Here is a 17943-nt window from a genome sequence, read left to right on the forward strand (position 1 = left end):
TCACGCAACCCTGTCGCGTCGACCGGCCTCCTGCGATCGAATGAGCGGGTGATCCCAGACGACATCGATCGCGTCGCCCGCGAATCCTTCGGAATCGACCAGCTCAAGCCCGCGCAGCGCGACGCGATCGAGGCGTCCGTGGCCGGCCGCGACGTGCTGGGGGTGCTCGCGACCGGGTACGGCAAGTCGGTGATGTACCAGATCGCCGCGACTCTGCGCGAGGGCGTGACGGTGGTCGTTTCACCGCTGATCGCACTGCAGGAGGATCAGCTGGTCGGCATCGAGAGCGCACCCGGCGCGCCGGCCGCAGTCGCGCTGAACTCCACCGGTGGGGCGCGCCGCACGCGCGAGGCGTGGCGGATGCTGCGCTCGGGACGAGCCGAGTTCGTGCTGCTCGCACCCGAGCAGCTGGCGAAAGAGGAGGTGCTGACCGCCCTCGCCGAGCTCGACGTCTCTCTGCTCGTCGTCGACGAAGCGCACTGCATCGCCTCGTGGGGCCACGACTTCCGGCCCGACTACCTGATGCTCGGCGCCGTGGCGGAACGCCTCGGGCGTCCGCCGATCATGGCACTGACCGCGACGGCTTCGACGCCGGTGCGAGCCGAGATCTCGCGGCGGCTCGGTCTGCGCGATCCGTTCGAGAGCATCGGCGAGCTCGACCGGCCCGAGATCACGCTGACGGTGCGGCGGCACACCCGCGATGCCGACAAGCGAGCCGCGGTGGTGGACGAGGTCGTCGAGCTGCCGAAGCCGGGCCTGGTCTACACCGCAACGCGACGCGACACCGAGCAGTACGCGCAGCAGCTGCAGGAGCGCGGTCTGCGCGCGGCCGCCTATCACGCGGGTATGCCGGCGAAATCGCGGGCGCAGGTGCACGAGGATCTGCTCGATGACCGGCTGGATGTCGTGGTCGCGACGTCGGCTTTCGGGATGGGCATCGACAAGCCCAACGTGCGGTTCGTGGTGCACGCCGACGCGCCGGAGTCGGTCGACGCGTACTACCAGGAGGTGGGCCGCGCCGGCCGGGACGGCGAACCCGCTCAGGCGACTCTGCACTTCCGACCCGAGGATCTCGCGCTGCGCAGGTACTTCGCGGGGCGCAAGCCCGCCGGCGGCGAGATCCGCCGACTGCTGCACGCCCTCGAGGGCGGCTCTCGCAAACGTGCACAGCTGGCGGAGGCATCCGGTTTCTCAGCCCGACGCGTGACCGCGCTGCTTGCCCTGCTGTCTGACACCGGGCACGTGCGCATCGGCCGAAGCGGAGCCACGCTGCTCAGCCACGACGCGGCGGCAGCCGTCTCGGACGCGCTCGAGCGGGTCGAGGAGCGCGAGCGCATCGATCAGTCACGGATCGAGATGATGCGCTCGTACGCCGAGACGCGCCGGTGCCGCCGTCAGGTGCTGCTCGGCTACTTCGGTGACGAGCTCGACGACCCGTGCGGCAACTGCGACACGTGCGCTGCGGGAGTCGTCGACGACGGGGAGGGTTCCGCTGTCGAAGAGCGCGCCGAAGGCTTCCGTGTGGACGATGCCGTCACGCACGCCGAGTGGGGCGCGGGAACGGTGATGAGTGTGGACGACGACAGGATGACGGTGTTCTTCGACAGCGAGGGCTACCGCGTGCTGTCGCTCGAGCTCATCGAGCAGCATGACCTGCTGCGCCTCGCCGCGCGACGGTGAGCGGTGCTGGGCCGGAGACCTGTGGCGTCCAGCCCAGCAGATGTCATCCCCGGCGTCGACGGGATGCGTTGACGCCCACCAGTGTGCCGCCCGCGAGAAGAGCGAGCGCGCCACCGCCCAGCATCCACGGCGAGACAGACCCGCCCGTCGCGGCGAGGGCTGGTCCGGCCTCCGCTCCGGCCGTGCGCGTCGACGCCGTCGCAGCCGGTGCACGGCAGCTTCCGTCGCTGGTCACACTGATCACAGCGCTGTACGTGCGCGTCGCGGCCGCAGCGCGGACGGCCTGAGCGGCCGGGGCGGCGCCCGTGAACGTCACCGTGTAGACGCCAGCCTGTCCCATCACAGGCTGGAACGAGAAGACGAGGCTTCCGTCAGCGGCCGCGGTGTCACCCGACGTGGATACGCGCTCGGCTGCAGGCCCGGCGACGTCGACCGCCACCGGTGACCCCGGTGAGAAGTATCCGGCGTCGAACAGCAGCTGCGATCGCTGACACGACTTGATCGCCGCATCCTGCACGCGCACCGATGGATTGCCTGCGTACGAATCCGTCTCGGCCGAGGCGACCGACGGAAACGACAGCGTGAGAGCAGCCACGACAATGCCGATGGCCGCCACCTTATTCTTCAGCATGATTCTCCCCAGTGGACTCATGCGGAATCGCGACGATCGGCTCCCCAGCCGTCGAACGCGTCGAACCCCTTTCGCCCCCACGGCGAAATGTCCGGCTCGGCATTCCCCAGTGATACGACGGTACCCCGAGCGGGGTCGAAAGTCACGAACCGCAGCGGAGCGGCGCGGCTGAGACCTCGACATCGGTCGCCATGGGGGTGTGCTGCACGACGGTGCCGGCTTCGCCGGCTCCTTCGCCGATGAAGTCGACGGTGATCGTGGAAGAGGCACCGGGCGACAGGGTCACGCTGTGCTGCACCACCACCCGACCGTCGAGCTGCGCGGTCTGCACCGGTTCCTGCGCGCCATCGCGGTCGTATCGAGCGACGGCGGCACCGGCCGGTCCGTACACCGCGATGAGTGTGCGAGTGTCGCCGGGGGTAACTCCGAACCACCCGTAGGCGGAGACGTAGGGCGGCAGTGTGGGGACGATGTCTGCAGGAACTTCGTTCGACCAGGTCACCTCGACGCGCGTGGTCGGCACACCATCGCAGACGCCGGCACGGGTCGATATCGCGGCATGCGCGTACACGTCCATCTTGCTGCCGCTCGTGTCGTTGAGCAGCACGCCGACCACCGGCGCCTCCGGCGAGTCGGAGGGGATGCCGCCGCCCACAGCGGATGCCGCCAGGATCCGCTCTTCGGAGTCGTGGGCGCTCCAGATGCGGATGCGACCCTCGGTGACCGAGGCGCCGAGCGCCTTGACCAGTGCAGCAGGATCGTCGGCGTGCACAGCGGCGTCGAATAGCACCGCGGCCGTCTGGGCGAACACCGCATCCTGCTCCCGAGGGTCGGAGTATCGGCGATAGACCTCCGACAGCAGCACGGTCAGCACGTTGTCGGCGTCGATCGTGAACGGGCCGACCGTCTGCGGGCCGGTCGCCGCGAGCAGGTGACGGGCGACGACGGCATCGATCGCGATCACGCCGTCGATCTGGTCGCCGAACCTCTCCTGCCAGCGCGACGCCATCGCCGGTGCGGCCTCGCCGAAGTCCGGGATGCTGGGCAGATTCTGGATGTGCCGGCCGGGCCGATCATCGAAGAGCGCCACCGTCGCCGGGCTCAACTGCAGCGGCGTTTCGAGTGGGGGAAAGTCGCTCGTCGATGCCTGACCGACGATACTGAGCGCCCCGTGCTCGGCGCGGACGAGAGCGAACGCGCCGGCGATGCCACCGGCAGAGCGCAGCTCGGCGTTGTTCAGCATGGCCACCACGTAAGTGCGAGGAGCGTCGATGCCCAGCATGGGTGGGATCAGAACGGCGGACGAGTGCGCGGCCTCGACGATGTCGAGAGACTCGTGGACGACTGCGCGCAGCTGGTCGACCGCCTCGGCGATAGGGGGGATCGTCACCTCGCCATCGATGCGGTCCGCGTGTGCTGCCGCTGCTGTCAGGACGTCGGTGGCCTGGGCGAGAGGTTCCTGCGCTTCGGCGAACAGTGCCAGGTCGATCCTCCCTTCCGTGATGGTGAACCGAGCCGGATCGATGCTCTTCGCCGCGGTGAGGAGGGGCGGGAGCGCGCCGTCGGCGATGTCGGCGGCGATCTGGGACGCCTCACGCACCGCAGTGAGATTCGACCCGGCCCAGGGGACGATCTCGAAGGCGCGCCAGATCGGATCGCCGGTCAGATCCCGGGCAGAGCGTGCGTGCTCGGAGAGCGTCCGGGCATCGCGCGCTGCCCGGTCGAGATCACCCGACGCGACTGCCGCGCGCAGCCCGGATGCCGTCTTCTCGAGCTTCTGCAGTTCTCCCGCCGCCACCGCGCCCCGGGCGAGCACCCAGGCGGCGGCGAGCAACAGGATGGCAGCCACGACAACAGCCGCCCAGATGACCGGGCGACGGGGTCGGCGACCGGTTCGAGGTGCGGAGTTGTCGCTCACGGGAGCATTCAAGCACGCCGCCAGAACCTTGGCGATAAGCGCGTGCGCGCCGACGGCTGGAGAGGGAATCCACCAGTCTCGGTCGAGGGCGTGGCGGCGGTGCGCCGGTAACGCCCAGGGAGCCGCCATAGGCTGAAATCATGACTGTGCAGTTGCGTGTGGTCGTCGACCAGATCAGTGTCGACGCCGATCTGGCGCGCGCTGCGCTCGGCCTGACCGAGGGGCTGGTCAACACGGCGCCTCGCGGCTGCGTCGTCTCGGGGATCGTGCCGAACGGCGCCGAGGCGTCAGTCGCCGGTCTCCACGACCTGCGTACCCTGCCGCTCGCGCGGCGTGAGCTGGCCGCCGCCTGGCAGATGGGGATCGCCGCCGGGGTCGGGGGCGGGCTAATCCACTCGCCGACGCTGCTCGCACCCCTGGTGCGTCACGATCGGGTGCACGACAACGACCAGACAACTGTCACGCTGTGGGATCTGTGCGCGTGGGAGAACCCGGATGCTCTGCCGAAGACGAGCGTCGCATGGCAGCGCGCCATGCTGAAGAGAGCGGTCAAGCACGCGGATGCGGTGGTCGTGCCGTCGCATGCGATGGCAGAGCGGCTGGCCGAGATCACTCCTCTTGGCGATCGCATCCGGGTGATCGCCGGTGCCGCTCCGGCGGGGTTTCGCGAACCCGCCGATGCGTCGCGGTTGCGCGAGGACATGCGGCTGCCCGAGCGCTACGTCGCGGTCACGGGTGATGGCGAGTCGTACGCGGACGGGTTCCGCGCTGCCGCGAGTGCGGACATGGATGCAGTCGTGCTGGATGCGCGGGACGGTACTGGTGCCGCGTTGATCGAACTCGCCACGTCGGCGGGACTGCCTGCAGAACGGATGCATCTGCTTGATGGACTCGATGACTCCTCGCGGGCCGCAGTGCTCGCTGCGGCCGGCGCCATGGTGGCGACCTCGGCCGCGATGGCCTGGCCGTGGAGGCTCATCGAAGCGATGGAGCTGGGCGTGCCGGTCGTCGCGGTGGACTCGGGAGTGCACAGCGACGTGATCGCCGACGGGGGCACGGTCGTCCCCTCGGGTCAGCTCGACGAGGCGCTCGTCGATGCCCTGGGCTCCGGGCGCCGGCGGTTGCAGGTGCTCGGCGCTGACCGAGCTCGCGCCTTCTCGTGGGCGAGCTCAGCCGAGCGCGTGTGGGCTCTGCACGCAGAACTCTGATAGTCGGCCTCGCCTCAGGCGCGCATGACCTCGACGGCTTGCTTACTCGGCCCGTCGAACTTGACCTTGCCGTCGCGAAGGAGAATGCCACGTTCGCAGAGGTCCGAGACCATGTTCAAGTCGTGGCTTACGACCACTAGCGTCTTACCAGCGGCGTGCAGTTGTCGAATCCGCGCTAGGCACTTCTGCTGGAACGGCTCATCGCCGACCGAGAGGATCTCGTCGATCAGGAGGATATCCACCTCAGTGTGGATCGCCACCGAGAAGGCCAGACGCAGGAACATCCCCGATGAGTAGTGCTTGACCTCGGTGTCGATGAACTGCTCGATCTCGCTGAAGGCGACGATGTCGTCGAAGTGGTCTTCCGTCTCCTTCCGGCTCATTCCGAGGATTGCCGCGTTGAGGAAGATGTTCTCTCGGCCGGACAGGTCGGGGTGGAAGCCCGCGCCGACCTCGATCAAGCCAGCGATCCGGCCGCGCGCGAGAATCCGACCTTCGTCGGGTCGCAGAACGCCCGAGATGAGCTTGAGCATCGTCGACTTACCAGAGCCGTTGAACCCCAGCAACGCCACTGCTTCGCCCTCGGCAATCTCGAATGACACTCCGTCGAGAGCCTTAAATTCGGAACTCAGCGACTTGCGCCGCATGGCCGCGACGAACGTCTCCTTGATGGAGTGGGTGTGGCGGAGTTTGAAGTGTTTATGAACGCCTTCCACGAGGACCCGCGGGCTGGACGGTTCAAAGATCCTGGGCAAAGCGACCCTCCAAGCGGCGGAACACGATCTCGCCGACGATCAGAACGACGATGGAAACCGTTAGAGCAACAGCTGCGTGCGGCCAGAGCGAGGGCAAGACCTCCGCGCCACCCGGACGGAGGGCGTGCCAGATCCCGTAGTGGAACAGCTCCACGGCGGTGGTGATCGGATTGAGGGCATACACCTGGAAGAGCCACGCGGGCACCTTCGACGAGACCATCTGCCACTGATACATCACGGGCGAAGCCCACACAGAGATCATCACGATGATCTCTACGAAGCTCTGCGCATCTCGGAAGGTGACGTTGATAGCTCCGAAAAGAAGGCCGAGCCCCGTTGCGAGGAGCGCGATGATGACCAGACCGAGGAGGAGAGCCGCGATGCTGAGCGCCGTCGGCGCCCAGCCGAATAACAGCGCGATGACGACGACTACGACAATCTGCGGCAGGGTGTTGACAGCAGCGACCAGTGTGCTGGCCACCGGGAACATCTGCCGCGGGAAGTAGATCTTCTTGATCAACGCGGCGTTCTCCACCAACGATCTCGTGGCGTTCGCGAACGACTCGTTGAAGAACGTCACGGCAGTGATACCGGAGAGCAGGTAGAGCGGGTAGTACTCGATGCTGTCGTTGAGTCGCAAGAACACGCCGAGCGCGAAGTAGAAGACGAGGAACTGGATCAACGGTTTGACGTACGACCACAGCCATCCGAGAACCGAGCCTCGGTACCGGATCCCGACTTCCTTACGGACGATGAGGCTGAGGAGGTAGCGGCGGCGGAAGACATCGAGCAGTCCATTGCTCGCCCCAGGTGCGGCCAACCTCAGCTCCGACGGCGCAGCTGATTGCGACACAGTACTCCTCATCTGAATGGGGCGTCCTTCTCGGGTGAACGCCTCCCCAATCATAGGTTGTCAGACGCATTCGCTCATCAATGGGAACGTCGTCGAGTCGGCGGTCGCCAACTTCGTGCCTGGCGGCGGTCGCTATCGGGGGGGGGCTATATCGTCTGTCAAGCGGCGAGGACAGGTCCAGTGATGCGTAACTGATAGAGGGTGCGGTCGCGGAGCATCGCGAAGAGGACGTCGGAGCGGCGCCGGGCGAGAGTGATGAGCGCTTGGTTGTGGCGTTTTCCTTGGGCGATCTTGCGGTCGTAGTAGACCCGAGACTCAGGGTCGCAGAGGGCCGCGAACGCGGATAGAAACATGGTCCGCTTCAGAACCTTATTGCCCCTTCGGGAAGGATGCTCGCCGCGGATAGAGCTGCCCGATCTCCTGGTGACGGGTGCGAGGCCGGCGTAGGCAGCGAGGTGCCCTGCGGTCGGGAAGGTCTTGGTGGTAACTTCGGTGAGGAGCCGGGCCGCGGTCCTGACGCCGACTCCGGGCATGCTTGTCAGGACCGACTGAAGAGGGTGAGCATCGACGATCTTCTCGACCTCGGTGGCGATCTCATCCCGTTGCCGCCGCAGCGCGGCGAGCTGCTCCGCGAGTCGTGGGAGGACAGGGGCTGCGGCGTTAGTGCCGGTGACCACAACGGTCTGCTGGTCCAGCCGCGGCCATGACCTCTGCCGCCCAAATGCGGCCCTTGCGGGGTGCGTTTCGCAGCAGCCTGTTCCCGAGTCGCTTCTCGCCGACCGCTCTCATCGCGGCTGGCGAGGGGTAATGCTGCAGCAGGTCCAGGATCGCGGAATGGTCCAGCCGCGGCCCGAGCACCCGCTCCAGCGCGGGGTGGATCTGTGTGAGCAGACCTCTGATCCGGTTGGATACCTGGGTGATCTGGCCGGCAAGGCCATCGTCGAAGCCGCAAAGCATGCTGAGCTCTGCGACCTGTTCGTCGGAGACTTGGATCGACCGTAGCGTGTGTGGCATCGTGCGGGCCGTTTCGGCGATGATCGCCGCGTCTCGTGCGTGGGTCTTCGCCTCGCCCGGGTGCAGGTCTGCAATGCGCCGCATCGCCAGCCCCGGTAGGTAACTGACCAAAGCTCCGCAGGCCTGGGCGACTGCGACCGCCAACGCCCCGATAGTCGCCGGCTGGTCAACGACGAGGAGAACCAGCCCGTGCCCTGCGAGCTGGTCGAGGACTGCTCGCAGCCGTGACTCGTCGTTCGGGAGCGCCTTGTCGAACAGCCGTTTCTCGGTCCGGTCGAGGGCGACGGCGTGGTGCTCGTCCTTGCCGACGTCGAGACCGATGAATACGTCGACGTCGTCGTATCTGTCGATGCTGGTGACCACTGTGTCCTCCGCTTCCCTTGCGACGGCGTCCACCAGGCGGTGCGTCTAGGCATCCACGTTACGAACGGCCTCGAGCATGCTCGGGTCCAGCCCCTATCAGCGATCACACACCGCCAACCAGGTCCGGTGACAACACCCCCGGATCATCAAGGACAGAGGGCAGCAATCATGCCGGGCCCGGCAGGCCGTCACCGCCCAGCATGCTCGCTCGACGGGTCACGAAGAAAGTAACGGGGCGAGGCATGGTAGCTCCACTGTCGTCGTCGCGTGCCTGACTGCGGACGGACTATGCGATGAGACACTAAAGCCGAATGCCGCTGTCGGCCGCCCCGAAGCGGGGCGCGCGAGGAAAGCCCCCCGCAGGGCACGCCCAGAGTTCACGGAGGAGGCGGCTAGGGTTAACGTGGGCAACTTCGTGTCCGGAGTGCATCGAATGCGATGGCCGACGTCTCAACGTTCTCCCTATGTGCGAGAGGGGAAGCTGCTTGTCTGAGTGGCTCAGTTTCATTCCCGCGGTGGCGCTAGCTGTCGTGCTGGTGTTCGTTCCGGGCTTTTGCTTTGCCCTCGCGCTGCGAATTGCGTACCCTCATGCTTTGCTCTTAGGGCCGCTGTTCTCGGTGGGTTTGGTCAGCGTCGGAGCGATTGTGCTTGACGTTGTGCATCTGAGGTGGAACATCGGAAACTATGCCGTGTTCCTCGCCATGGCGATAGTTGCGGTCGTCATTTTGAGATGGTTGATTCCCCGATCGTCCCGGAACTCTCAACCGGTGATATTCCGGTCTGCTCGTCAAGCGCGCTCCCTGATCGCCGGAGTTATCGGGGCCTCCGTTGGCGCCGCGGTGATTACAACGCAGCTTGTGCTCATCCTAGGAAAACCAGATGCTATCTCGCAGAGCTACGACAATATATTTCATCTAAACGCTGTGCGTCAGATTGCTGAGACCGGTTCAGGTTCCAGTTTGACGCTCAACCGGATCGTCTCGGGGTCTGACGGGTTGAGCTTTTACCCGGGCGCTTGGCATGACCTTGTCTCATTGGTTTTTCTCTCGACGGGCGCAACTGTCCCCGGCGCGACGAACGCTGTGACCTTTGCAGTATGTGCGATCGCATGGCCACTTTCAATGGTGGAGTTGGCGCGGATCATCCGACCTCAAAGCGTCCTCTTCACGTTCGCGACCGGCGCGTTCAGTGGAGTTGTCGTTGGCTTCCCCACGCTGATGCTCAAGTGGGGGATCCTATACCCCAACCTTCTCGGGTATGCCGTTCTCCCGGCAGCGACCGCCCTTGTGCTGTGCGGAATGAGAGTAGTCGCGCGAGAGGAGCTGCGGGGGCTCTTGTCGTTGTTTGTCCCGGTCGTACTCGCTGGCATCTCCCTCTGTCTTGCGCACCCCAATTCTGTAACCAGCTTGGCCGTACTCATCGGCCCGGTCACACTTGCGTCCGCATGGAACGTGTTGCGCCAGCGCCAAGACCATCTGCGCGCTCGACTGTGCGCATTCACGGCGGTCGTGGTGGCGATACTCGGGATTTGGGTCCTCGTGCGCCCGCCGGCAAGCGCCAGCGTTTGGCCGCCGAAGCTACCTAGCGGGCAGGCCTCGGGGGAGTTCATCACCAACTCTTTCAACGGGAACATTGCGGATCTTGTGATCACGCTCCTTGTATGCACCGGAGCGGTCCTGAGCGCCCGCAACCCGCGATTGCGCTGGCTGACCGCGACCTGGTTGATCACCGGCGTGCTGTGGGTGGTCTCGGCAAGCCTCTCGCCCGGATTGTTGAGGTCGGCGCTGACCGGCTCGTGGTACAACGACAGCTTCCGTTTAGCGGCACTCACCTCCGTGCCAGTGGTGCTGCTCGCCAGCGCGGGTGCATCCTTCCTGGCACAGAAGGCCGCCAGATGGGTTCGCGGTCGCATGCCGCGATTGAGCGATCGGTCATCTCGCAGACTAGTGTTCGTCGGGGTTACTTTGGTCGCGATCTGCGTCGCCGTTGGTCCCACCATGAGGGGAACCGTTGCCGCGACTGCGCGAGAATTTCAGGTTACGGAGGACTCATTGCTCCTCACCGTTGATGAGACTCGTGTGCTCGACAAGTTGGCAGAAGTGGTCGCGCCGGACGAGATGATCGCTGTGAATCCTTGGGACGGATCTTCGCTCGCGTATGGGCTGGAGGACAGGCATGTCACTCAATATCACACTCTGAGCGCTACGCCGGACGCCTATAAGCCTGTCTCGCTCAGACTTCGAGAGGCCGCGACAGATCCCACGGTGTGCAGGGCCGTTCGGGATCATCACATTCGTTGGTATCTCGACTTCGACGACACTCTTCATATTGGCGAGTGGGCGGAGGGACAATTCGCGGGCTTCCGCGGGGTGGAGGCCGCCGACGTGGTGAGGCCTGTAGTGACTTCCGGTGGGGTCGGCCTTTACGAGATTGTCGGATGCGGACTGTGGTAGATGACTGAACGGTTCAGATTCGCGAACTCGAGTCGCTTTCCGGACCGCGACGCGTCCACGGCTGTGGTTCTCAACCCGTGGCAGTAAATGAGCGTCGAACAGGCGGCGTGATTGAGTGAGGCGAGCGGATTAGATGGATCGCGGCGACACCTTTGGGACCAGCGCGGTGTCATCCCCGAGGTCATAACACGACTCGTCTCGTGAGCGCTTCCGTTGACTGGCGTACTGGTGGGCCCCTGTCGTAGGCCGTTAGGCCGCCGTCAAAAGAGGCTCAAGGGTAAGGAACACCGATTGTAAAGTCTTTGGCGGACCCAGGTATGGAGATGATCGGGGGGACGTCGCCTTTGCCGTGTCTTATCAGCGCTTCGTAAGTTTGGATGTGATGAAGATCTCCATCCTCCATCAGGTAGATCTCGGGTGCATCGCCGAATCTCACGAAGGTGCCTGCGAGAACGAAAGCCTTCGCCTCCGGAATCTGTCCACGCAACGACGGAGCTAGGGTTTCCACGGCGGGAACCTTGCCGTTGTTCGATCCGAGCAACGTGTCCCACGTGGGGATGTAACTCAGGGCCCCATCTCTCATCAGGTAGATCTCGGACGCGCTCCCAAACCGCACGTAAGAACGCTCAGCAAGGTAGGGTTTCCCGATCGTGAAGAGTGCGCGTTGCTCGGGTGCGCGCATATCAACTTGCGGCGCTGCGCCTGCGAGCGCGACCAGACTGGCCCAGGTCGTCGCCCAGCGAAGCGAGCCGTCCTTCAACACGTAGACCTCAGGGGAGCCGGTGAAGGAGATCACCGCGCCGTCTCGTGCGAGTAGCGGCTTGCCCACGCCATATGCATTCATCGCGAACTCGGACCAGCTGACCGTGGAGATCGATGCTCGCTCTCCGTTGAGGGCCAAGAGGTCGTTGTACGAGATGACGTGACGGACGGTGGAACCGTCGAAGGTGTAAACGGCGGCGGCCCCAGAAGACTTGACGAAGGCCTTGTCGATGGTCGAACCGCTCGGTGCGGGAAGGGCGGCGCAGTCGCCAGCCGAGAGTTTGGTGGACACGATTGCGGAACTGTCATTCACTCGACGGAAGTCGGTTCCGTCAAGCACACGCACTTCCCCATCGCAGGCCACCGCAGGACGGAGCATGTCCTTCGCAACGGGATAGCCACTGATCGATGCAGCGGCAACTTCAGTGACCGTTGACGATGCACCGAAAGCAGACGCGAGCTCCAAGCTTGGAACATGCACAAGCGTGCCTGGTGTTGTGAAGTAGGTCGCGGGAGAGGTCGAGGCACGGATCAGCCGCCGATTTCCGAAGAACTCGTTACCCTGAGGCAGAGCCAGCATCGCTCCCGCTGAAGTCGTCGCGACGTACGTCTTCTGATCGGCGAGCACGCTGCTCAGGGCTGTTTGGTCGTAAACATGGCGACGCACCTTGTCGGATTTAACGAACACATGCGGAGAATCCGCAGGGCGAAAAACGGTTCCAACCTCGGGCCCTGTCGAGAAAGCATCGAGAACTGCGGGCGGCATGTTCGCTGCGGCCGTGACGTCGTATCCATAGGCAGACACGACCTCCACGGTCGGAAATCTGTGCTTTGAACCGTCGGGTTCCAAGAAATAGACGACGCCATCCCTTGGGTCACGTACTGATCGACTGACCGGGCCGCCGTCAGAGAGCCCAGCCACGAGCGATGGTGCGACTATGGCAAACGGTCCGAATTTGGCAGTGAGTGTGTTGAGGTCATCAGCCGTCTGAACGTGGTATCGGATGCCGCTCACGGCGAGGTAGATGGCCGCGCCGTCGGTTGCCCGAATCAATGACGGGCCGGCCGCGGCGTCTCGGGTTGGATCGCCGAACCAATCGGAGAAGTAGTTGTAGAAGTTGCGGTTACCGTACGCGGAGCATCCGTCGCCCTCCCCGTAACCTGCGCGCAGCGCTGCGGCGTTGGGCTGGTACGGCGTGTAGTAATAGAGCGCGGATGTGGCGCGATTCTTGATGCTGACAGGGCCGCGACCACAGGCGCTGTTGGGGTGGTAGAGGATGTTCCAGGTCTTGCCGGGGGCATAGTAGGTGAACCACCGGCCCTCCGTGTAGATCTTCATCTGGCGTCCTGCGCCGTAGATCTGGTAGAAGAAGCCTGCGAACTGCGGGTCGCATGGAGCCGTGTCGGGACATCCCTGACCCAGAGCTGCGGAGTACCGCCAGTCGCTCGGCCAGGTGTGCGTCACAAGGCCCTGTTCCTTTTGCAACATGACGATGAATACCTGCGGGTTGATACCGCAGGATCTCGCTACTTTGGAAATGATCGTCGCGGCCGACTCATTCGGGGCTCCGGTGTAGCCTGCGCAGTACTGATCCGAGGGACGGTTGGGTGTGTTCTGCCGGTAGTCCTTCAGACAGGTATAGCCTGACTGACACGTAGACACTTTCGAGCGCAGGAACGTGTCGATCTGAGTCGCGTTCATAGTCTGCGAGTTGAAGAACACGGCGTCTGAGACGATGTGCCCCGGGTTGAAGTTCGCCAAGTTTGCGGCGGGCCGTGCGTTTGACGGAGTCGTTGCGCTGACGGTGCTGGCTTGGGCGCCCTCGGCGGGCGGAGCGAGGACAGCGGAGGGCAGAACTCCGATGATCAGGGCGAGCAGAGCGAAGACAGCGACGTGCTTACGGCTGCGTTCACTTTTCAATAGGGACACATGGTCATTCTGTCGAACAAATTGGCCTGATGCCACTGTGGTTCAATTTACCAGCGATGTTCGAGTTGCAGTCAGCGATCGTCCTCGGCTGCGCCTGCGGGCGGTCGGTGACGCTGGAAACCTACCCTTTAGACTTATCTGACGATTCGAGTTCATACGATGCTCGACCAGACCGAGCGTGAGAGGACGGCTCATGGCGGGCGTCTATGGCCGGGTTTTCGTCTACTATCCGCGTGGAACCCGTACTGGTGGTCCGGAGGCACTTCACCAGCTCGTTCATCACCTCCGGGCGATCGAGGTCGATGCCACACTTGTTCCGCTCCCGGGGATGGAGCACGTCCCGCGGGTGCGGGAGTACGACAAGTACGACGCCCCGGAGGTAAGCCGTATCGAAGATGCTCCCGGCAACGCGGTCATCGTGCCGGAGTCTGCCATCAGCACGTTGCGCCGTGTGCGAAGCGCCGAACGAATCATCTGGTGGTTGAGTATCGACAATGCGATGCCTTTCCTGCCTACGCAGGAGCGGTTGGATCGTAAGTTCACGGCGCGGCTCGGAGTGCCTCATGTTCCGTGGGCACCGTCTGCGAAGGTTGCGATCGAGCGTCGTGTCATGGCGGCCATGCCCATGGGGGAGATCCTCCGATCCAGCAAGCACCTGGCTCAGTCCGCGTATGCGAGGGCATACATCCAGACTCACTACGGTATGGCGGGGACATTCGTGACCGACTACATCCCCCGGAGCACGACGGGCGAGCGAGAGGCACACACCCCGCGGTCCAAATCGATCGCCTTCAACCCGAAGAAAGCCCCGTGGGTTCCTGATCTCCTGGGCCCACTACTGCCGGGCGTGGAGTGGCATCGGTTGGAGGGTCTGAGCGCCGAGGGGGTAGCCGACATGCTCCGGCGAAGCGCTGTCTATTTCGATCCGGGGTATCATCCGGGACGCGATCGGATGCCGCGTGAGGCTGCCTTGAACGGGGCGGTGACGATGGTCGCGCGTCGCGGAGCTGGGGCGTACTGGGGTGATGTTCCGATTGCGGATCAGTTCAAGGTGACGTCGAGCAGGGACTTCGCGACGGACGCTGCCGGGCGCATCGCCGCGGTTCTGAGAGACGTCTCGAGTGCGGTCGAGGCCCAGGAGGGCTACCTCAACTGGATCCTCGACGACGAGAAGCGCTTTGCGCAGGAAGTCAGGCGCGCCTTCATCGAAGGCCGCTGGGAGGACGACTCGCCGCTCACCGGTGCGAACTGAGTATGTCGGTCCGGCGCTTCGGCGGGCTGGCCCTTCTGCCTTTCATCTCGTTGCTGGTCCCGTTCCTCATCCTCCCTATCATCTCGCGTACTGCGTCCCAGGGCGAGGTGGCCGCGTTGGGGATCGGGGATTCCATCGGCGCGATGGTCGCCTTGATCGGTGCATATGGGTGGCCGCTCACGGGACCGGCGAGGGTCGCCAACCTATCGCCGCTGCGCGCCGCTCATGCGTTCGCGGAGAGCATCGTTCCCCGGCTGATCATCTTGCTCATTGCGCTGCTGCCGGCCGGGCTGCTTGCGGCGGTGCTCGCGCCAGCAGACAGTTTCGGCATTGTGGCGCTGGCCGTCCTCGCATCGGCGGTCGGAGCGCTCTCTCCGTCCTGGTTCCTTGTGGGACGAAGCCAGCCAGCGCTTCTCGCCGTGTACGACACAGTCCCGCGCGCTCTGGCCGGCTTGGGAGCAGTCGTGCTCGTGGCGACGACGAAAGACGTGATCTGGTACCCGATGTGCCTGCTCGTGGGGACCTGCGCGGGGCAGATCGCTTTTATGGTCCGCACCGGCGCGGTTCACTGGGTCGTACGCCGCTCGTCATGGCAACGTGCGGGTCGCGTGCTGCAGGCGGAGATCCCGGCAGCACTCGCGATGGTATCGGGTGGTGTGTACAGTTCCGCGACGGTCAGCCTTGTGGCGATCGGCGGATCTGTCCAGGTCGTCGCGGTGTACGGAATGGCGGATCGCCTCTTCAAAGCGTCACTCACGGCAGTGGTCGCGTCCGCCAACGCGGTTCAAGGCTGGGTTAGCGAGGACTCGAGTCACCAGTCTCTCGCGGCACGTGGACGACGCGCCGTCGTCGTGCTCGGCGGTATCGGGGCGGTCGGCGCGGTCGGGATCGCCGCGCTCGCGCCCTGGGTGACCGAATGGTTCTTCGGACCGGAGTACAGGATCGAATACCTTGCATCCTCGATGATTGGCTTGGCCTTTCTTTCCATCGCACTGAATACAGCACTCGGACGACTCATCCTCGTGCCCTTCGGCCAGGTGAGAACCGTCACCGCGAGCACCGTCGTCGGTGCGATTTTCGGCGTCCCGGCGATAATCGTGGGCGCATGGCTTGGTGAAGTGGCCGGGGCGGCCGCCGGATTCGCGGTCTCCGAGGCCCTGGTGACGGCCGTTCAGGCGGTCGCAGTGATGGGTCTGCGCCGCAGGCTCATGATTGCGCCATCCGAACGTCCAGCGGATCTGTGACACGATTGAACCGTGAAGGGCATCATTCTCGCCGGGGGATCCGGTACACGGCTGCATCCGATTACGCTCGGAGTTTCCAAGCAACTGATTCCGGTTTACGACAAGCCGATGGTCTACTACCCGCTCTCGACGCTCATGCTGGCGGGAATCAGGGACATACTCGTCATCACGACGCCGCATGACGCCGAGCAGTTTGAGCGGTTGCTCGGAGACGGCTCGCAGTTCGGCGTCAACCTGACGTTCGCGCAGCAGCCATCGCCAGACGGCCTCGCGCAGGCATTCGTCATCGGTGCGGACTTCATTGGCGACGACAAGGTCGCGTTGGTGTTGGGGGACAACCTTCTTTATGGTCCGGGGCTCGGCGCCCAGCTGAAGCGATACACCGACGTCGTCGGCGGGGCTGTCTTCGCCTACTGGGTAGCGGAGCCGAGCGCGTACGGCGTCGTCGAGTTCGACGACGCTGGCCGCGCTGTCTCTCTGGAGGAGAAGCCGGCAGTTCCGAAGAGCAACTTCGCCGTCCCCGGGCTCTACTTCTACGACAACGACGTCGTCGAGATCGCTCGCGGGCTCAAGCCCAGCGCGCGCGGAGAATACGAGATCACCGACATCAACCGCGCTTACCTGGAGCGCGGGTCTTTGCGGGTCGAGGTACTTCCGCGAGGAACGGCCTGGCTCGACACCGGAACGTTCGATCAGATGTCGGATGCTGGAGACTACGTGCGCACCATGGAGCGCCGCACGGGGCTTCGTATCGGAGTCCCGGAGGAGGTCGCGTGGCGCCAGGGATTCCTGTCGGATCAGGAGCTTCGCGACCGCGCGGACAGGCTGGTGAAGTCGGGGTACGGAACCTATCTGCTCGAGACAGTGGAAAGAGGTCGCTGATGTCGAATCTCCTCGTGACCGGTGGTGCCGGCTTCATCGGATCCAACTTCGTGCACTATGTCGTGGACAACACGGATCACGTCGTCACTGTGCTCGATGCGCTTACCTACGCGGGCAACCTCGAGTCGCTTGCTGGGTTGCCGGAGGATCGTGTGACCTTCGTTCGCGGAGACATCACCGACGCCGAGCTCGTCGATCGGCTCGTCGCGGACGCCGATGCCGTCGTCCACTACGCAGCCGAATCCCACAATGACAACTCGCTGCACAGCCCGCGGCCGTTCCTCGACACGAACATCGTCGGCACATACACGCTTCTTGAGGCCGCGCGTTGCCATGAGACGCGCTTCCACCACATCTCGACTGACGAGGTGTACGGCGATCTCGAGCTCGACGACCCTGAGCGCTTCACGGAACACACGCCGTATAACCCCTCGTCGCCGTACTCGTCGACCAAGGCGGGCAGTGATCTGCTCGTGAGGGCGTGGGTGCGCTCGTTCGGAGTCCAGGCGACGATATCCAATTGCTCGAACAACTACGGTCCGTTCCAGCATGTCGAGAAGTTCATCCCGCGCCAGATCACCAATGTCATCCGCGGGATCCGCCCGAAGCTCTACGGCGCCGGCGAGAACGTGCGTGACTGGATTCACGCGAACGATCATTCCTCCGCTGTGCTGACGATTCTGGAATCGGGCCGCATCGGCGAGACCTACTTGATCGGTGCAGACGGTGAGCGCAACAACAGGGATGTGGTGGAACTGATCCTCGCCGAGATGGGCCAGCCCCGCGACGCGTACGACCATGTCACTGATCGGGCAGGTCATGACCTGCGATATGCGATCGATTCCACGAAACTGAGAACCGAGCTCGGGTGGGAGCCGCGGTACGCGGACTTCGAGTCTGGCCTCGCCGACACCATTCGGTGGTACCGCGACAACGAATCCTGGTGGGCGCCGTCAAAGGACCAGACGGAAGCTTTCTACGCGACGAAGGGGCAATAG

General features: G+C 64.4%; 12 protein-coding genes and 1 pseudogene. 7 read left to right on the forward strand and 6 right to left on the reverse strand.

Annotated elements, in window-relative coordinates:
- Positions 1 to 48 precede the first annotated feature (48 nt).
- Positions 49 to 1680, forward strand: coding sequence for a RecQ family ATP-dependent DNA helicase (locus V2S05_RS01210; protein ID WP_413633449.1), 1632 nt, complete (start codon positions 49 to 51; stop codon positions 1678 to 1680).
- 43 nt (positions 1681 to 1723) lie between these two features.
- Here V2S05_RS01210 and V2S05_RS01215 read toward each other — a convergent pair whose 3' ends face one another.
- Together V2S05_RS01215 and V2S05_RS01220 are read right to left on the reverse strand one after the other, a co-directional pair.
- Complete coding sequence (locus V2S05_RS01215) at positions 1724 to 2311, reverse strand: hypothetical protein (protein ID WP_413633450.1); 588 nt, start codon at positions 2309 to 2311, stop codon at positions 1724 to 1726.
- Positions 2312 to 2453: 142 nt separating this feature from the next.
- Positions 2454 to 4229 carry a DUF4012 domain-containing protein gene (locus V2S05_RS01220; protein WP_413633451.1) on the reverse strand — a complete coding sequence of 592 codons (1776 nt, stop codon included), beginning with the start codon at positions 4227 to 4229 and terminating at the stop codon, positions 2454 to 2456.
- A gap of 140 nt (positions 4230 to 4369) precedes the next feature.
- Here V2S05_RS01220 and V2S05_RS01225 point away from each other — a divergent pair, with 140 nt between their 5' ends.
- On the forward strand, positions 4370 to 5437 hold the full coding sequence (locus V2S05_RS01225) for a glycosyltransferase (RefSeq protein WP_413633453.1): 1068 nt from the start codon (positions 4370 to 4372) through the stop codon (positions 5435 to 5437).
- A 14-nt stretch (positions 5438 to 5451) separates the two neighbouring features.
- Here V2S05_RS01225 and V2S05_RS01230 read toward each other — a convergent pair whose 3' ends face one another.
- The 3 genes and pseudogenes from V2S05_RS01230 to V2S05_RS01240 form a co-directional block, all read right to left on the reverse strand.
- On the reverse strand, positions 5452 to 6153 hold the full coding sequence (locus V2S05_RS01230) for an ABC transporter ATP-binding protein (RefSeq protein ID WP_413633454.1): 702 nt from the start codon (positions 6151 to 6153) through the stop codon (positions 5452 to 5454).
- Positions 6154 to 6175: 22 nt separating this feature from the next.
- Positions 6176 to 7045, reverse strand: coding sequence for an ABC transporter permease (locus V2S05_RS01235; RefSeq protein ID WP_413633455.1), 870 nt, complete (start codon positions 7043 to 7045; stop codon positions 6176 to 6178).
- Between the two features lie 158 nt (positions 7046 to 7203).
- Positions 7204 to 8410, reverse strand: a pseudogene (locus V2S05_RS01240) (IS110 family transposase).
- Positions 8411 to 8907: 497 nt separating this feature from the next.
- Here V2S05_RS01240 and V2S05_RS01245 point away from each other — a divergent pair.
- Positions 8908 to 10875, forward strand: coding sequence for a DUF6541 family protein (locus V2S05_RS01245; protein WP_413633456.1), 1968 nt, complete (start codon positions 8908 to 8910; stop codon positions 10873 to 10875).
- A 271-nt stretch (positions 10876 to 11146) separates the two neighbouring features.
- Here V2S05_RS01245 and V2S05_RS01250 read toward each other — a convergent pair whose 3' ends face one another.
- Complete coding sequence (locus V2S05_RS01250; RefSeq protein ID WP_413633458.1) at positions 11147 to 13567, reverse strand: hypothetical protein; 2421 nt, start codon at positions 13565 to 13567, stop codon at positions 11147 to 11149.
- A 193-nt stretch (positions 13568 to 13760) separates the two neighbouring features.
- On the opposite strand from V2S05_RS01250, the gene V2S05_RS01255 reads away from it, so the two are divergent.
- From V2S05_RS01255 to rfbB, 4 genes are read left to right on the forward strand one after another with little or no spacing between them, the layout of a single operon-like run.
- Positions 13761 to 14819: a hypothetical protein gene (locus V2S05_RS01255; RefSeq protein WP_413633459.1), complete on the forward strand. Its 1059-nt coding sequence runs from the start codon at positions 13761 to 13763 to the stop codon at positions 14817 to 14819.
- A gap of 2 nt (positions 14820 to 14821) precedes the next feature.
- A complete protein-coding gene (locus tag V2S05_RS01260) occupies positions 14822 to 16063 on the forward strand; it encodes a hypothetical protein (protein WP_413633460.1) in 1242 nt (413 codons plus the stop codon).
- Positions 16064 to 16075: 12 nt separating this feature from the next.
- On the forward strand, positions 16076 to 16945 hold the full coding sequence (rfbA, locus tag V2S05_RS01265; protein WP_413633461.1) for a glucose-1-phosphate thymidylyltransferase RfbA: 870 nt from the start codon (positions 16076 to 16078) through the stop codon (positions 16943 to 16945).
- On the forward strand, positions 16945 to 17943 hold the full coding sequence (rfbB, locus tag V2S05_RS01270; protein WP_413635196.1) for a dTDP-glucose 4,6-dehydratase: 999 nt from the start codon (positions 16945 to 16947) through the stop codon (positions 17941 to 17943). The genes rfbA and rfbB overlap by 1 nt, the downstream gene beginning before the upstream one ends.

The sequence above is a fragment of the Microbacterium sp. OR16 genome (assembly GCF_047306725.1).
Lineage (GTDB): Bacteria > Actinomycetota > Actinomycetes > Actinomycetales > Microbacteriaceae > Microbacterium.